Here is a 15,848-nt window from a genome sequence, read left to right as displayed (position 1 = left end):
GGTCACCAGATGCTGACGCGCTCCTGCGGTGGCATCCACATGCCGTCCTGGTCCGTGACGCCGAATGCTGCATGGAAGGCGTCAAGGTTTTTGGCGATGGCGTTCGTGCGGAACTCGTTGGGGGAGTGCGGATCCGTGGCGAGCCGGCGGATGGCCTCTTCAGTCCGGATGACCTGCCGCCACCCAGCGGCCCAGGACGCGAAGAACCGCTGCACCCCGGTCATGCCGTCGAGCACGGGCGGTTCCTGCCCGTCGAGGCTGATCAGGTAGGCCTTGTAGCCGATGGTGAGGCCGCCCAGGTCGCCGATGTTCTCACCCAGGGTCAGCTTGCCGTTGACGGTGTGGCCGGGGGCGGCCGTGGGGGAGAGGGCATCGAACTGCGCCACGAGCCGGGAGGCCAGAGCCTCAAAGGCGGTGCGGTCGTCCTCGGTCCACCAGTTGCGCAGCAGGCCGCTGCCGTCGTACTGCGAGCCCTGGTCATCGAAGCCGTGGCCGATTTCATGGCCGATCACGGCACCGATGCCGCCGTAGTTGACGGCGTCATCGGCGTCGGCAGTGAAGAACGGGGGTTGCAGCATGGCTGCGGGAAACACGATCTCGTTCAGGAGCGGATGGTAGTAGGCGTTGACCGTCTGCGGCGTCATCAGCCACTTCTCGCGGTCCACGGGCTTGCCGACCTCGTCGAGGTGGCGGTCGACGTCGGCGCTGTGCGCACGCTCCACGTTCCCGAGCAGATCGGCGGGGTCGATCTCCACGGCGGAGTAGTCAATCCACTTGTCCGGGAAGCCGATCTTGGCGCGGAATGAATCCAGCTTCTTCAGGGCCTCGAGCTTGGTTGCCTCGCCCATCCAGGCCAGCCCGGTGATGGACTCCCGGTACGCCTCGATCAGGTTGGCCACGAGGGTCTGCATGCGCGCCTTGTGCCCCTCCGGGAAATGTTTCGTCACGTAGATCTGCCCGACTGCCTCCCCGAGGGCCGCCTCGACCACCGCGACGCCGCGCTTCCAGCGGTCCTTGATCCGCGGCGTACCGCTCAGGGTGGTGCCATAAAACGCGAAGTTCGCGTCCACGAACTCGGAAGACAGGTACGGGGCGGCCGCGCTGACCACACGCATGGCGAGCCATTCCTGCCAGGTCGCCAGCGGTTCGGAGTCCAGCAGCGAGGCCGCGCCGGAGAAGAAATCCGGGGTGCTCACCACCAGCTCGGCACGCTTTTCCGGCTCGATGCCGGCCGCGTCGAACCAGTCGGCCAGCAGGGGGAACAGCTCCGCCGCTTCCTCCGCGGACTTCAAGTTGTACGTCTTTTGCGGATTCCGCAATGTCACGTTGTCCCAGTGGTGCGAGGCCAGTGCAGTTTCCAGCGCCACCACGCGCCCGGCCGCCCCCTCGGGGTCGGCCACGTCAGCGAGGCCCAGCATGGCCCCCACATGTGCACGGTAGGCCTGGACCATCGGGGCGAACTTCGCTTCCCGGTAGTAGGACTCATCGGGCAGGCCCAGGCCGCCCTGGCCGGTGTAGAGCAGGACCCGGTCCGGGTTTCCGGCATCCGGGGCGGGATAGATGTAGAAAAGTCCGGAGACGTCGGCGCGGAACAGCCGCCCGGCCAGCGCCACGAGACCGGGCACCGACGTCGTCGCGAACACCTCCGCCAGCCGCGCCCGGAGCGGGTCCAGGCCCTTGGCCTCCACCGCCGCTTCGTCCATGAAGCTGTTGTACAGGTCCCCGATCTTGCGCTCGATGCCGGTAGCCTCCGCACCGCGTGCGGCGGCCTGCTCGATGATCTCCTTCACCGCGAGCTCCGACGCGTCGCGCAGGGCAGTAAACGTGCCCTCCAGCGGCCGGTCGTCCGGGATGACCGTGCTGTTGAGCCAGCCGCCATTCACATGCTGGTACAGGTCATCCTGCGGGCGGACGCTGGCGTCGATGGTGGACAGATCGATCCCCGAAAGTGGCACGGATGCTCCTTTGAGAGGCAGTCCGGCCCGGAGCGTTTGCCGGCGCACGGTCTGCATGGTGGACGTTACGGTGGTCTGGCTCCTTCATCTTACGCACCCGTGTTACTGTGAAAAGGTGCGCGCAGAACTGCTCCTTCTTAGCTGCCGCGGCGAGGCCTCAGACGCGATCTAGCGCAAGGCCCACCCTCGCTGCGGAGTTTGTGTTGCCCGGCCACCCTTTCACCAAGAATCACAGAAAAGGCCCCGATTGTAATGCGAAACGCACAGAAGCCCTCAGGAATGCCGGTCCACCGTTACGTTCCGTTCCAGGACCAGATCACCGTTGAACTGCCGGACCGCACCTGGCCGGACAAAGTCATCACCAAGGCCCCGCGCTGGTGCGCCGTGGACCTCCGCGACGGCAACCAGGCCCTCATTGATCCCATGAGCCCGGCCCGCAAGCTGAAGATGTTCGACCTGCTGGTCCGGATGGGCTACAAAGAGATCGAGGTCGGGTTCCCCTCGGCATCGCAGACCGACTTCGACTTCGTGCGGCAGCTGATCGAGGGCAACCACATCCCCGACGACGTCACGATCCAGGTGCTGACCCAGGCCCGCGAGCACCTGATCGAGCGGACCTACGAGTCCCTGGTCGGGGCGAAGCAGGCAATCGTCCACCTTTACAACTCCACGTCCATACTGCAGCGCCGGGTGGTCTTCAACCAGGACGAAGACGGCATCCTGGACATCGCTCTGCAGGGTGCACGGCTGTGCAAGAAGTACGAGGAAACCCTCGCCGATACGCACATCACCTACGAATACTCGCCCGAGTCCTTCACCGGCACCGAGCTGGAGTATGCGATCCGGGTCTGCAACGCGATTGCCGACGTCTTCGAAGCCTCGGCGGACCGGCAGGTCATCATCAACCTGCCCGCCACGGTGGAAATGGCCACCCCCAATGTCTACGCCGACTCCATCGAGTGGATGAGCCGGAACCTGCACCCGCGCGAAGGCATCATCCTGTCCCTGCACCCGCACAACGACCGCGGCACCGGCGTCGCCGCCGCCGAGCTGGGTTACCTGGCCGGTGCAGACCGGATCGAGGGCTGCCTCTTCGGGAACGGCGAGCGGACCGGCAACGTGGACCTGGTGACGCTGGGCCTGAACATGTTCGTCCAGGGCATCGACCCGATGATCGATTTCTCCGACATCGACGAAATCCGCCGCACGGTGGAGTACTGCAACCAGCTGCCCGTGGCCGAGCGGTCCCCGTACGGCGGAGACCTCGTCTTCACGGCGTTCTCCGGCTCGCACCAGGACGCAATCAAGAAGGGCCTGGAGGCCCTCGAAAAGGACGCGGCCGCAGCGGGCAAGGACGTGGCCGACTACACCTGGCAGGTCCCCTACCTGCCGGTGGACCCGAAGGACCTTGGCCGCAGCTACGAGGCGGTCATCCGGGTCAACTCACAGTCCGGCAAGGGCGGCGTCGCGTACCTGCTCAAGAACGAGCACAGCCTGGACCTGCCGCGCCGCGCCCAGATCGAGTTCTCCGGCGTCATCCAGAAGCGGACCGACACGGTCGGCGGAGAAGTCAGCGGACCCCAGCTGTGGCAGGTCTTCCAGGACGAGTACCTGCCCTCGGGCTCTGCCGATACGCAGTGGGGCCGCTACGCCCTCGGCTCGATCAGCACCGAGACGGACGAAGACGGCGACATGACCCTGACCGCCGCCCTGAAGATCGACGGGACCCAGGTCCGCCGGACCGGGACCGGCAACGGCCCCATTGCGGCCCTGCTGAGCATCCTGCGGGAGGACGGCGTGGACGTCCGGGTCCTGGACTACAGCGAACACGCACTCTCCGAGGGCGGCAGCGCCCTGGCCGCCGCGTATGTCGAATGCGCCGTGGGTGAGCGCGTGCTCTGGGGCGTGGGGATTGACGCCAACACGAGCACGTCCGCCCTCAAGGCCGTCATCTCGGCCGTGAACCGTGCCATCCGGGACGCCCGCGCCTGAACCGACCCTGCCTGAACCGACCCTGCCTGATCCGACCCGGCCTGATCCGTCAGTGGACGGGCGGGCACTGTCGGACCAACACATACGGCGCCGCCGGAACACTCCGGCGGCGCCGTATTTTGCCAACGCGTTTGACCTCGACGGTGCTGCCCATGCCGTGATTCCGCAAAGACAGTGCGAAGATTAACTGTGGTCCAACAATCCTTCGCAGCGCGCGCCTACCGTGATGACGCCGTCGTACTGCGCACCCACAAGCTGGGCGAGGCCGACCGGATCATTACCTTGCTGACCAAGCACCACGGCCAGGTGCGGGCGGTGGCGAAGGGCGTCCGGCGCACCAGCAGCCGGTTCGGTGCCAGGCTGGAACCGTTCATGGTGGCCGATCTCCAGCTGATTTCCGGACGCACCCTGGACGTCGTCACGCAGGCCGTGGCCAAGGGCGCCTACGGCGGAAACATCGCCGCGGACTATGGCCGGTACACGGTGGCGGCCGCCATGACCGAGACAGCGGAGAAGCTCACGGACGTCGACGGCGAAGCCGGAACCGCCCAATACAACCTCCTGGTGGGTGCCCTCGCGTCCCTGAGCCGGGGCGACCACGCCCCCGAACTCATCCTGGATTCCTACCTGCTCCGCGCCCTCGCTACCGGCGGCTGGGCGCCCAGCTTCACCGACTGCGCCCGGTGCGGTGCGCCCGGGCCGCACACCGCCTTTTCCGCGCCGCTTGGCGGCATGGTCTGCCACGCGTGCCGGCCGCCGGGATCGCCCGCGCCGGCCCCGGAGACGGTGCTCCTGATGGGTGCCCTGCTCACCGGGAACTGGACGACGGCGGATGCCTCCGCGTCCGTCCACCGCCGGGAAGCGGCCGGTCTGGTGGCCAGCTACCTCCAGTGGCACCTGGAACGAGTCCTGAAATCCCTCAAACATGTGGAGCGAACGTAAAAGTGGCATTGGGAAGAAGCTTGGGAAAGAACCTGGAGAAGAGCCAGGCGAAACAGGCCAACGGCCGGCGGCGGACCACCCCGGTGGTGGCTCCGTATCCGCACCCGTCCGGGGCTGTTCCGCCCGCGATTCCCGCGGAGTTCATCCCGAGGCATGTGGCGATCGTCATGGACGGCAACGGGCGCTGGGCTAACCAGCGCGGCCTGCCGCGGATCGAGGGCCACAAGGCGGGGGAACCTGCGCTGCTGGACGTCATGGCCGGTGCGATCGAGCTGGGGATCGAGCACGTGAGCGTGTACGCCTTCTCCACCGAGAACTGGCGGCGGTCCCCCGAGGAGGTGCGCTTCCTGATGGGCTTCAACAAGGACGTGCTGCGCCGGCAGCGGAACCAGCTCGACGACTGGGGGGTCCGCATCCGCTGGTCCGGGAGGCGTCCGAAACTGTGGGGCTCGGTGATCCGCGAGCTTGAAGAGGCCGAGGACTACACCCGCGGCAACAGCACCTGCACCCTGAACATGTGCGTCAACTATGGCGGACGCGCCGAAATCGCCGACGCCGTCGCCGCGATCGCGGAGGAAGTGGCGCAGGGCCGGCTCAAGCCGGGCGCCATCACCGAGCGGACCATTCAGAAGTTCCTGGACGAGCCCGACCTGCCCGACGTTGACCTGTTCCTGCGCAGCTCGGGGGAACAGCGGCTGTCCAATTTCATGCTGTGGCAGTCGGCCTACGCCGAGTTCGTGTTCCTGGATACCCTGTGGCCGGACGTGGACCGCCGGACCCTGTGGGACGCCGTCGAGATCTACGCACAGCGGGACCGCCGCTACGGAGGAGCCATCGATGCCGCTCCCGCCGCGGGCGGCCAGGTCAGCTGATCCGCGTCAATCGTAGACGTATGCCCTGATCCACCGGGACAACCGGGCATAGGCGTCAGCCCGGACCCGCGGGGCGGAGAGGAAGACGTCATGCAGGGCGCCGTCAATCCGTTCCAGCGTCACGGTGCGGCCCAGGCTGAGCGCGCGGAGGGCGATCGTGTTCACGTCCAGGACCGCGTCCGTGCGGCGCATGGACTCCTTCCAGAACATCCCGTTGGCGCTGGCGCCCGAGATGAGCACCAGGATGGGTACATCGATGTTCAGGCCACGGGCGACCCTGGACTGTCCGGCGAGCACGGCGCTGAGCCAGCCGGCGCGGACCGGAAAGGCATGCGGCGGGCGGTAGGCATCGTCCAGGGCCCACTCGCCCTCCGCGGCGCTGCTGATACTGCGCCAATAGAAGGCCCGCTCGGGCAGCCGGATCACCGACTCTGGCCAGAACCGGGCGAACGGCTCCACCATGGTCCGCGCGGCCCGGCGCAGGGCGGGGCTGCCGTGGACTTCCAGCCACGGGCTGTCCAGGACCAGCTGTGACACCACCCCCGGATGCCGGTCGGCCCACAGCGCAGCGATCAGGCCGCCGGTGGAGTGTCCCATCAGCGTCACCTGCGGCGCCGCGCCGGCTGGCCGGAGCGAGCCGATGATCCCGATCGCTGCGGTGATTTCGGCGTCGTAGTTGTCCAGGTCCGCGACGTAGCCGCCGTGGGTTCCCGGGCGCAGGCTGCGGCCATGGTTGTGCATGTCTAGAGCGAAAAACTCAAACCCCTGCCCCGCCCAGAATTCCGCGAGCTCCTCATTGAAGAAATAGTCACTCCAGCCGTGCAGGAACAGCACGGCCCGGGCCGGCAGTCCCGATGGTGCCGGCGGGAGCGGGGTATGGCGGACCAGGGTGGCAGTGCGCAGCACACCGTCGGGGCCGGCGGCCTCGAAGGCGCACGCCTGGAAATCATCCCCCAGAATGTCGGTCCGCCACTGCATCGACTTTCCTCCTGCGCTGCTGACTCTGTGCTTGCTGCGTGCCGGCTATGCCGCGGACGCCGCGGCGCGGCCCGCCGAACGTCCGGAGAAGAGACACCCGCCCAGGAACGTCCCCTCGAGTGCCCGGTAGCCGTGGATTCCGCCGCCGCCAAACCCTGCGGCCTCACCGGCCGCGAACAGCCCGGGCACCGGCTGCCCGCCGGCATCCAGGACCCGCGACTGCAGATCCGTCTGCACACCGCCAAGGCTCTTGCGCGTCAGGACCGAGAGCCGGACGGCAAGCAGCGGACCGTGCCGCGGATCCAGCAGCCGGTGCGGCGGCGCCACCCGCATGATCTTGTCGGTGGCGAAGCGCCGTGCTGCCCGGATCGCCGCCAGCTGCGGATCCTTGCCCATCCCGCTGGAAAACTGCCGGTCCCGGTCGCGGATCAGCTGCTCCAGGGTCGCGGGGTCGATGAGCTGCCCGCCCGTCAACTCGTTCATCAGGCCGGCCAGCTCGGCGGGGTCCCGTGCCTGCAGGAAGTCGACCCCGCGGTCCAGGAACAGCTGCAGAGGCGTGTCGCTGCCGGGCTTCAGTCGTGAGGCCAGCCGCCGAACATCCTTGCCCGTGAGATCCGGGTTCTGCTCGGATCCGGACAGCGCGAACTCCTTCAGGGCGATGCTGCGGTTCAGGACGAACCATGAATGGGCATGTCCCGTGGCCAGGATGTGGCGGAGGGCGCCGAGGGAATCGAAACCCGGAAACAGGGGAGGCGGGAGCATCCGCCCGGTCGCGTCCAGCCACAGGGCCGACGGTCCGGGCAGGATCCGGATGCCGTGCCGCGGCCAGACCGGGGCATGGTTGTGGATGCCCTCCGGGTAATGCCACATCCGGTCCCCGTTGATGAGGTGTCCGCCGGCGCGGCCCACGGCGGGGAGGAATTCCCCGTCCACGGATGCCGGCACGCCGCTTAACATCCGCTCCGGCGCCGCGCCGCCCGGCCACTGCTTGCGGACCGTATCGTGGTTGCCGCCGATCCCGCCGCTTGTCACCACCACGGCCGCGGCCGCAGCCTCGAAACTTCCGGCCACACGCCGTGAAGAGCGTTCGCCCCGGCCCGCGCCGCTGGCCTCGAGCAGTTCGCCGCGCACGCCGCTGACCCGGCCCGCGGTTTTCACGAGCCCAGTGGCGCGGTGGCGGAAATGGAAGGACACGCGGCCGGCAGCTTCGCCTTCGCGCAGTTTGGCAAGGAAGGGGGCCACCAGCGCAGGTCCCGTGCCCCACGCGACATGGAAGCGCGGGACAGTATTGCCGTGGCCGTCCGGACCGTAGCCGCCGCGTTCGGCCCACTGCACCAGGGGAAACAGCCCGACGCCCAGCGAGGCGAGCCAGGCACGCTTCTCCCCGGCGGCAAAGTTCACGTACGCCGCCGCCCACTCCTTCGCCAGGGCGTCCTCCGGCCGGTCGAATCCCGCGGACGCATGCCAGTCGGCGAGGGCGAGCTCTTCGCTGTCCCGCACCCCAAGCCGCCGCTGTTCCCGGGTGTTGACCAGGAAAAGGCCGCCGAAGGACCAGTGCGCCTGGCCGCCGACGGAGGCCTCGGGTTCCTGATCGAGCACCGCCACCCGGCGGCCGGCGGCATAGGCCTGGGCCGCGGCCACGAGCCCGGCCAGGCCGGCGCCGACCACCACGACGTCGGCCTCGATCCCGCGCCCTGATGCCCCATAGCCGCCCGTTCCGACGCCCTCATCGCTGGTCATGGCTTCATGCTAACTCGCCCCGGTGCCCTTCGGCCGCCGGGGCAGGGGCGTGCGGCGTTGCAGTCACAACGGCAGTCACAACCGGCTGGCACCGGCACACTGGTTTGGTCTGCGCGGCCCGAACCGGAAAACTAGAGGCATGCGCGTATATCCCACATTCTTCCGGCTGGCCTTCTCATGGATGGACGCCGAACGCGCCCACAAGATCGGGTTCAAGGCCATCCGCCTCGCCCACAGCTGCGGTGCCGGGCGGTTGCTGCAGAAGTTCACCGCCCCGGCGGCGTCGCTGCAGACCCAGGCGTTCGGCCTGACCTTCCCGTCGCCGTTCGGCCTGGCGGCCGGTTTCGACAAGGAAGGCCTCGGCATCGAGGCGCTGGCCGAGCTCGGCTTCGGCCATGTTGAGGTCGGCACCATCACCGGCCAGGCCCAGCCCGGGAACCCGGCGCCGCGGCTTTTCCGCCTCGTAGAGGACAAAGCCGTCATCAACCGCATGGGGTTCAACAACGACGGCGCCGCGGCGGTGGCCCCGCGGCTCAAGTCCGCCCGCGCCGCCCTGCAGCGCCAGCACCCCGGCGTCCGGCCCGTGATCGGGGTGAACATCGGCAAGAGCAAGGTGGTTGGGCTCGAGGACGCGGTGTCCGATTACCTGATCAGCGCGCGCAGCCTTGCCCCCGCAGCGGATTATCTCGTGGTGAACGTCAGCTCGCCCAACACCCCCGGGCTTCGGTTGCTGCAGGACGTGGAGACCCTGCGCCCGCTGCTGAGCGCAGTGGGGGAGGAGGCGGACAAGGCCGCTGGCCGCCACGTTCCCCTCCTGGTCAAGATCGCGCCCGACCTCAGCGATGAGGACATCGACGACGTCGCGCGACTGGCGCTCGACCTGAAACTGGACGGCATCATCGCCACCAACACCACGATCGCCCGCACCGGGCTCGCCTCCGGCCCCGACAAGGTCGAGGCGTGCGGGGCAGGGGGTCTTTCCGGGGCACCCCTGAAGAAGCGGTCCCTGGAGGTCCTGGCCCGGCTCAAGTCCGTCACCGGCGGAGCACTGACCCTGGTCTCGGTGGGCGGCGTCGAAACGGCGCAGGATGTGCAGGCACGGCTGGACGCCGGTGCCACCCTCGTCCAGGGCTACACGGCGTTCCTTTATGAGGGCCCCTTCTGGGCCGCCCGCATCAACCGGCTGCTGGCCACCCACCCGAGCCGGCGCTAAAGCTCCCGGGGTACTCGGGCCCGGACCATTCGCTGCAACCAAGAAGCCCCCGGCAGGTGACTGCCGGGGGCTTCTTGGTTGAAAAATAGTGGAAGGGAATGTTAAGCGGGGTACTCGCCGCGCCGGACCTGGGGCTTGGGCAGGCGCAGGCGGCGGAACTGGAGGGAGCGCATGGAGCCGTACCAGACGGTGCCGCGCTCGACGTCGCCGAACTTTTCGCCGAGACGCTTCTTGAGCTTGCGGGAGAGGATGAAGACGTCCACGAAGACCGCGAGGAACATGACCCAGAAGGCGCCCAGGACGTAGACCATCTGTGCACTGGAGGCCGGCACGAGCAAGGAGATGATGACAAACAGCAGGGCCCCGAACATGAGGAACTCGCCAAGGCTGAAGCGGGCATCGACGAAGTCACGGGCGAACCGCTTCTGCGGACCCTTGTCCCGCAGCGGCAGGAACTTCTCATCACCGGTGTCCATGGCCTGCCGCATCTTGAGCCGCTGCTCCGTGACGGCGGCGCGCTCGGCAGCCTTGGAAGCCTTGCGGTCCTCCGGCACGAGGGGCCGCTTGCGGGCCGCCTCCTGGGCGCTGCGCTTGGGCGTGGGTGCGCCCTTGCCGGTCACGGCGCTACGGGCTGCTGCCTCGGATGCCTGCTGGTCAACTACGTCCTGCGCCGATGGCGCTTCCTTTTTACGTCCAAACACCCCTAAAGAATACCCCGCAGACACAGGCCCGAGACCCAGCCCACACGGTGCAGGCCCGGCCGTGACGCTGTTTGTAGTGATTCAGAGCACGGGTAGTGTTTTGGCCATGACTTCATCTACCGCGGGGAACCCGCAGACCACCATGGACCACGACGGCACCATCGATGCCGAGGCCCTCCGCCAGGCCGTTGCCGAATCGTTCGACGAGACGATCGGCCAGCTGACGGACCTTGTCGCCATTCCGGGCATCGCCTGGCCCAGCTTTGATCCTGCTCCGTTGAACCGCAGCGCCGACGCCGTCGCCAGCCTCGTTCGGGCCAGCGGCTTCGACGACGTCCGGATCCTCCGCTGCGACAAGGAAGACGGGACGCCCGGCGGGCCCGCCGTCGTCGCCCGCCGCCCGGCCGCGGAGGGCAAGCCGACAGTCCTGCTGTACGCCCACCACGACGTCCAGCCCACCGGCGACCTGGCACTGTGGGAAACCGACCCCTTCACCGCCGTCGAGCGCGACGGCAGGCTCTTCGGCCGCGGCGCCGCCGATGACAAGGCCGGCATCCTCGCCCACGTCGCCGCCTACTCGGCAGTGACGCGCGTACTCGGGGACGAACTGGGCCTGGGCGTGACGTTCTTCTTCGAGGGCGAAGAGGAGGCCGGCTCGCCAACGTTCCGGCAGTTCCTGGAAACCCACCGCGAGCTGCTCCGCGCGGACGTGATCGTCGTCGCCGATTCCAGCAACTGGAAGGTCGGCATTCCGGCCCTCACCACCAGCCTGCGCGGCCTGGTGGACGGCACCATCGAGGTCAAGGTTCTGGACCACGCCGTGCATTCGGGCATGTTCGGCGGCCCGGTGCTCGACGCCCCGACCCTGCTGGCCCGCCTGATCGCGACACTCCACGACGACGAGGGCAGCGTCGCGATCAAGGGCCTGGTGAGCCGCGATGACGTCGTTGTCGACCTCACCGAGGAGGAGTACCGCGCTGACGCCTCCGTGCTCGACGGCGTGAAGCTCGCCGGGACCGGCAGCATTGCCTCACGCATGTGGACCAAGCCCGCCCTGTCAATCATCGGTTTTGACGCCCCGGCCGTGGACGTAGCCTCCAACACCCTGCTGCCGCGGGCACGGGCCAAGTTCAGCCTGCGCCTGGCCCCGGGCCAGGACCCGGAAGCCGCCATGGAGGCTGTCCGCAAGCACGTCGAAGACCACGCCCCGTTCGGCGCGCAGGTCGTATTCACCCCGGGGGAGAGCGGCAATTCCTTCCTGACCGACACGAGCTCGAAGGCCGCGTCCGTGGCCATGTGGGCCCTCGGCGAGGCCTGGGGCGTGCCCGCAGTCGAAATGGGGATCGGCGGATCGATTCCCTTCATCGCGGACCTGACGGACCTCTACCCGGACGTGCAGATCCTGGTCACCGGCGTCGAGGACCCCGATTCCCGCGCCCACAGCGCCAACGAATCGCTGCACCTGGGCGACTTCCGGAACGCGATCGTCGCCGAGGCCCTGCTGCTCGCGCGCCTGAACGACGAGGGCGCGCTCTAGCCCCCGCGCAGTGGCGGGCCGGGGGAACATCCAGCCGTCTCCCACAGTTACGTCAGGAGTTAGAGCTACAAGGCTGCGCGAAGTAGCATGTAGCTATAGCCCATACCGTTTAAGTAGGGGCGGGCACCGTGCGAGCGGGGCCGCCACCACCGTTGCAAGAAGGTAGGCCATGAGCACTACAACCAATGAAAACAGCGCCGGCAACACTGCCGCCGAGACCGGCGAGCTGGCCACGCACGAGGTCATGCTGACCGACGTCGCGGCCGGAAAGGTCCGCAGCCTGCTGGAGCAGGAAGGCCGCACCGACCTGCGCCTCCGCGTTGCCGTGCAGCCCGGCGGTTGCTCCGGCCTGATTTACCAGCTCTACTTCGACGAGCGGCTGCTCGACGGGGACGCTGTGCGCGACTACGACGGCGTGGAAGTCGTCGTCGACAAGATGAGTGTTCCTTACCTCAGCGGTGCCAGCATCGATTTCGAGGACACCATCGCCAAGCAGGGCTTCACGATCGACAACCCGAACGCCGGCGGGTCCTGCGCCTGCGGAGATTCTTTCCACTAATTCCTTCCACTAAGGCCGGGCATTTTGCCCGGCCTTAGTGCCGCAGGATCCTCAACGAGCGGCGCCTACAAAAAGCTCCCGACGCACGGTGCGGACATGTGGGCGAAAACTCCCGGGGAGCGGTAAGCTCTACACCGAGTAGTAAAACTTTTCGTTTGCCCTGCCCGTAATTTGCGGGGCAACAGCAACAAGTAGGAAGGGCCGTCTGTGAGTTCGCAGAACCGAACCGGCAGCCGACGCAAACAGATCACTACGATCACTGGCTTGGCACTAGCCGGCGCGTTGGCTTTGACTGGATGTTCACCAGAGGTACAGAAGGGCTGGTTGCCCACCGAGCGTGGCACCACCAATCACACTGACCTCATCATGGACCTCTGGGTCAACTCATGGATTGCCGCGCTGGTCGTCGGCATCATCACCTGGGGCCTGATGATCTGGTGCATCGTCGCTTACCGGCGCCGCAAGGGCACCGTGGGTTTCCCGCGCCAGAGCAGCTTCAACCTTCCGCTTGAAGTGTTCTACCTGACGATCCCGCTGTTCATGGTCCTGGTGTTCTTCTACTTCACCGACCGCGATCAGCAGTCGATCGATGACCGCTCAACGCCGGCCGACGTCGTCGTCGACGTCCGCGGCAAGCAGTGGGCTTGGGACTTCAACTACTTGAAGGGCAACGTCGTCACCGAGGACGTGCACGAAGCGGGCGTCCAGGCGCACCTGACCGGCAACGACGTGGACAAGGAAAAGCTGCCCACCCTGTACCTGCCGGTCAACAAGTCTGTTGACCTCGAGCTCAACGCGCGCGACGTCATCCACTCTTTCTGGGTCCCTGCCTTCCTGCAGAAGCGGGACATGATTCCCGGCAAGACCAACTACATCCGGTTGACGCCCACCAGGGAGGGCACCTACGACGGTAAGTGCGCCGAACTCTGTGGCGAGTACCACTCCGAAATGCTGTTCCGCGTGAAGGTTGTCTCCGAGTCGGAGTTCCAGGCGCACATGGACAAGCTGCGCCAGGACGGGAACACCGGCCTGCTCGGTGAAGAGTACGACCGCAACCCGGCCCCGGCCGAAACCAAGTAAGGGGAGCGACGTGGCAACTTACACTCAATCCGCCGGGATCCTCGAGGCTCCCGTAGTACCGAAGTCCAAGGGACGCATCGTCGTCAACTGGATCACCTCGACCGACCACAAAACGATCGGGTACATGTACCTGATCGCGTCGTTCATCTTCTTCTGCTTCGGCGGCATCATGGCGCTGCTGATCCGTGCCGAGCTCTTCGAGCCCGGCATGCAGATCCTGCAGACCAAAGAGCAGTACAACCAGCTCTTCACCATGCACGGCACCGTCATGCTGCTGATGTTCGCGACGCCGCTGTTCGCCGGCTTCACCAACGTCATCATGCCGCTGCAGATCGGTGCCCCCGACGTCGCCTTCCCGCGACTGAACGCACTGGCCTTCTGGTTCTTCCTCTTCGGCTCCACGATCGCCGTCTCCGGCTTCATCACCCCGCAGGGTGCCGCGTCGTTCGGCTGGTTCGCGTACGCGCCGCTGTCCAACACCACGTTCAGCCCCGGCGTGGGCGGTGACCTCTGGGTCTTCGGCCTGGCGCTCTCCGGCTTCGGCACCATCCTTGGCGCGGTCAACTTCATCACCACCATCATCTGCATGCGCGCCCCGGGCATGACCATGTGGCGGATGCCGATCTTCACCTGGAACGCCCTCGTAACCTCCATCCTGGTCCTGATGGCCTTCCCGCCGCTGGCCGCCGCGCTGTTTGCCCTCGGCGCGGACCGGCGCTTCGGTGCGCACATCTTCGACCCCGAGAACGGCGGTGCCGTCCTCTGGCAGCACCTGTTCTGGTTCTTCGGCCACCCTGAGGTGTACATCATTGCGCTGCCGTTCTTCGGCATCGTCTCCGAGATCTTCCCGGTCTTCAGCCGCAAGCCGATCTTCGGCTACAAGGGCCTGGTCTACGCGACCATCTCCATCGCCGCCCTGTCCGTGACCGTGTGGGCCCACCACATGTACGTCACCGGCTCGGTACTGCTGCCGTTCTTCTCCTTCATGACGATGCTCATCGCCGTTCCGACCGGCGTGAAGTTCTTCAACTGGATCGGCACCATGTGGCGCGGTTCCATCACGTTTGAGACCCCCATGCTGTGGAGCATCGGCTTCCTGGCGACGTTCCTCTTCGGTGGCCTCACCGGCATCATCCTGGCCTCGCCGCCGCTGGACTTCCACGTCTCGGACTCCTACTTCGTGGTGGCGCACTTCCACTACGTGGTCTTCGGCACCGTCGTGTTCGCCATGTTCGCCGGCTTCTACTTCTGGTGGCCCAAGTGGACCGGCAAGATGCTCAACGAGCGTCTCGGCAAGATCCACTTCTGGATGCTGTTCCTTGGCTTCCACGGCACCTTCCTGATCCAGCACTGGCTCGGTGTCGAGGGCATGCCCCGCCGCTACGCCGACTACATGCCGCAGGACAACTTCACGTGGATGAACCAGTTCTCCACCATCGCCTCGTTCGTCCTCGGCGCGTCGCTGATTCCGTTCTTCTGGAACGTCTACATCACCTGGCGCAGCAACGAGCGTGTGGAAGTTGATGACCCGTGGGGCTTTGGTGCCTCCCTGGAGTGGGCCACGTCCTGCCCGCCGCCGCGTCACAACTTCACCTCCCTGCCCCGTATCCGCTCCGAGCGTCCTGCCCTGGACCTGCACCACCCGGAGCTTTCCCAGTCCTACACCGTGGATTCGCCTGCTCCGGCAGCAGCGGCTCTCGGTAACGCCGACCAGAAGGACACCGCCAAGTGAAAATCGAATCAAGGATCTTTGGCTTCGGCGTCTTCTTCTTCGTGCCCGTGGCATTCATCTACGGTTACCTGACCAACTGGACCGAATGGGTGGGCGCACTGGCCATCCTGCTGGTTGGCGGCCTCGCCGGCATGATCGGCGCCTACCTCGGCTTCACCGGCCGGCGCGTGGGCATGCGCCCCGAGGACCGCAACGACGCCGAGATCCACGAAGGCGCCGGCGAGCAGGGACACTTCAGCCCCTGGAGCTGGTGGCCGCTGATGCTGGGCCTGTCCTGCGCCGCAGGGTTCCTCGGCCTGGCCGTGGGCTGGTGGATCGTCTTCATCGCCGGCGGAATGGCAGTGGTCGCACTGGTCGGCTGGGTCTACGAGTACAGCCGTGGTGACCACGCGCACTAGCGCGCACCCGGACTAAAAGTTCAGAACAAACGACGGCGGCCCCCACCAATGGTGGGGGCCGCCGTCGTTTGTGCCTTGCTTCTTTGTTGCTGCCGGGGCTTGTTCCTGCCGGCTGGGTGTGGTGCGCCTTCGCGCGTCCGGCCCGCGTG

The 15,848-nt window shown here is 66.9% G+C and carries 13 protein-coding genes; 9 read left to right on the top strand and 4 right to left on the bottom strand.

Annotated elements, in window-relative coordinates:
* Positions 1-2: 2 nt before the first annotated feature.
* Entirely contained in the window at positions 3-1,955 is a 1,953-nt protein-coding gene (locus tag C566_RS0104210) for a M13 family metallopeptidase (protein WP_026266370.1), read from the bottom strand.
* A 252-nt stretch (positions 1,956-2,207) separates the two neighbouring features.
* On the opposite strand from C566_RS0104210, the gene leuA reads away from it, so the two are divergent.
* The 3 genes from leuA to C566_RS0104195 all read left to right on the top strand — a co-directional run bounded on the left by leuA (position 2,208) and on the right by C566_RS0104195 (position 5,761).
* Positions 2,208-3,947 (top strand): 2-isopropylmalate synthase, encoded by a 1,740-nt coding sequence (leuA, locus tag C566_RS0104205; RefSeq protein ID WP_026266369.1) that lies wholly within the window; start codon positions 2,208-2,210, stop codon positions 3,945-3,947.
* Between the two features lie 189 nt (positions 3,948-4,136).
* A complete protein-coding gene (recO, locus tag C566_RS0104200; RefSeq protein WP_018773087.1) occupies positions 4,137-4,889 on the top strand; it encodes a DNA repair protein RecO in 753 nt (250 codons plus the stop codon).
* Between the two features lie 20 nt (positions 4,890-4,909).
* Positions 4,910-5,761 (top strand): isoprenyl transferase, encoded by an 852-nt coding sequence (locus C566_RS0104195; RefSeq protein ID WP_018773086.1) that lies wholly within the window; start codon positions 4,910-4,912, stop codon positions 5,759-5,761.
* A 6-nt stretch (positions 5,762-5,767) separates the two neighbouring features.
* Here the strand turns inward: C566_RS0104195 and C566_RS0104190 are convergent, their stop codons facing one another.
* Both C566_RS0104190 and C566_RS0104185 read right to left on the bottom strand, forming a co-directional pair.
* The gene (locus C566_RS0104190; RefSeq protein WP_018773085.1) at positions 5,768-6,739 is read right to left on the bottom strand and encodes an alpha/beta hydrolase; all 972 of its coding nucleotides are present in this window, start codon (positions 6,737-6,739) and stop codon (positions 5,768-5,770) included.
* Positions 6,740-6,784: 45 nt separating this feature from the next.
* Entirely contained in the window at positions 6,785-8,479 is a 1,695-nt protein-coding gene (locus C566_RS0104185; RefSeq protein ID WP_018773084.1) for an FAD-binding dehydrogenase, read from the bottom strand.
* A gap of 139 nt (positions 8,480-8,618) precedes the next feature.
* Here C566_RS0104185 and C566_RS0104180 point away from each other — a divergent pair, with 139 nt between their 5' ends.
* Complete coding sequence (locus C566_RS0104180) at positions 8,619-9,692, top strand: quinone-dependent dihydroorotate dehydrogenase (protein WP_018773083.1); 1,074 nt, start codon at positions 8,619-8,621, stop codon at positions 9,690-9,692.
* A 101-nt stretch (positions 9,693-9,793) separates the two neighbouring features.
* Here C566_RS0104180 and C566_RS0104175 read toward each other — a convergent pair whose 3' ends face one another.
* A complete protein-coding gene (locus C566_RS0104175) occupies positions 9,794-10,393 on the bottom strand; it encodes a DUF3043 domain-containing protein (protein ID WP_026266367.1) in 600 nt (199 codons plus the stop codon).
* Between the two features lie 106 nt (positions 10,394-10,499).
* Here C566_RS0104175 and C566_RS0104170 point away from each other — a divergent pair, with 106 nt between their 5' ends.
* The 5 genes from C566_RS0104170 (at position 10,500) to C566_RS0104150 (ending at position 15,699) form a co-directional block, all read left to right on the top strand.
* A complete protein-coding gene (locus C566_RS0104170; RefSeq protein ID WP_026266366.1) occupies positions 10,500-11,930 on the top strand; it encodes a dipeptidase in 1,431 nt (476 codons plus the stop codon).
* 169 nt (positions 11,931-12,099) lie between these two features.
* Positions 12,100-12,489, top strand: coding sequence for a HesB/IscA family protein (locus C566_RS0104165; RefSeq protein ID WP_018773080.1), 390 nt, complete (start codon positions 12,100-12,102; stop codon positions 12,487-12,489).
* Between the two features lie 207 nt (positions 12,490-12,696).
* Positions 12,697-13,569: an aa3-type cytochrome oxidase subunit II gene (gene ctaC, locus C566_RS0104160; protein WP_026266365.1), complete on the top strand. Its 873-nt coding sequence runs from the start codon at positions 12,697-12,699 to the stop codon at positions 13,567-13,569.
* 10 nt (positions 13,570-13,579) lie between these two features.
* A complete protein-coding gene (ctaD, locus tag C566_RS0104155; protein WP_018773078.1) occupies positions 13,580-15,301 on the top strand; it encodes an aa3-type cytochrome oxidase subunit I in 1,722 nt (573 codons plus the stop codon).
* Complete coding sequence (locus C566_RS0104150; RefSeq protein WP_018773077.1) at positions 15,298-15,699, top strand: cytochrome c oxidase subunit 4; 402 nt, start codon at positions 15,298-15,300, stop codon at positions 15,697-15,699. Before ctaD ends, C566_RS0104150 begins: the two co-directional genes overlap by 4 nt.
* Positions 15,700-15,848: the final 149 nt, after the last annotated feature.

This window comes from Arthrobacter sp. 131MFCol6.1 (assembly GCF_000374925.1).
In the GTDB taxonomy this organism is placed as follows: Bacteria; Actinomycetota; Actinomycetes; order Actinomycetales; family Micrococcaceae; genus Arthrobacter.
Note: the sequence above shows the minus strand (reverse complement) of the source record. Positions and strands in the feature narration are given on the sequence as shown.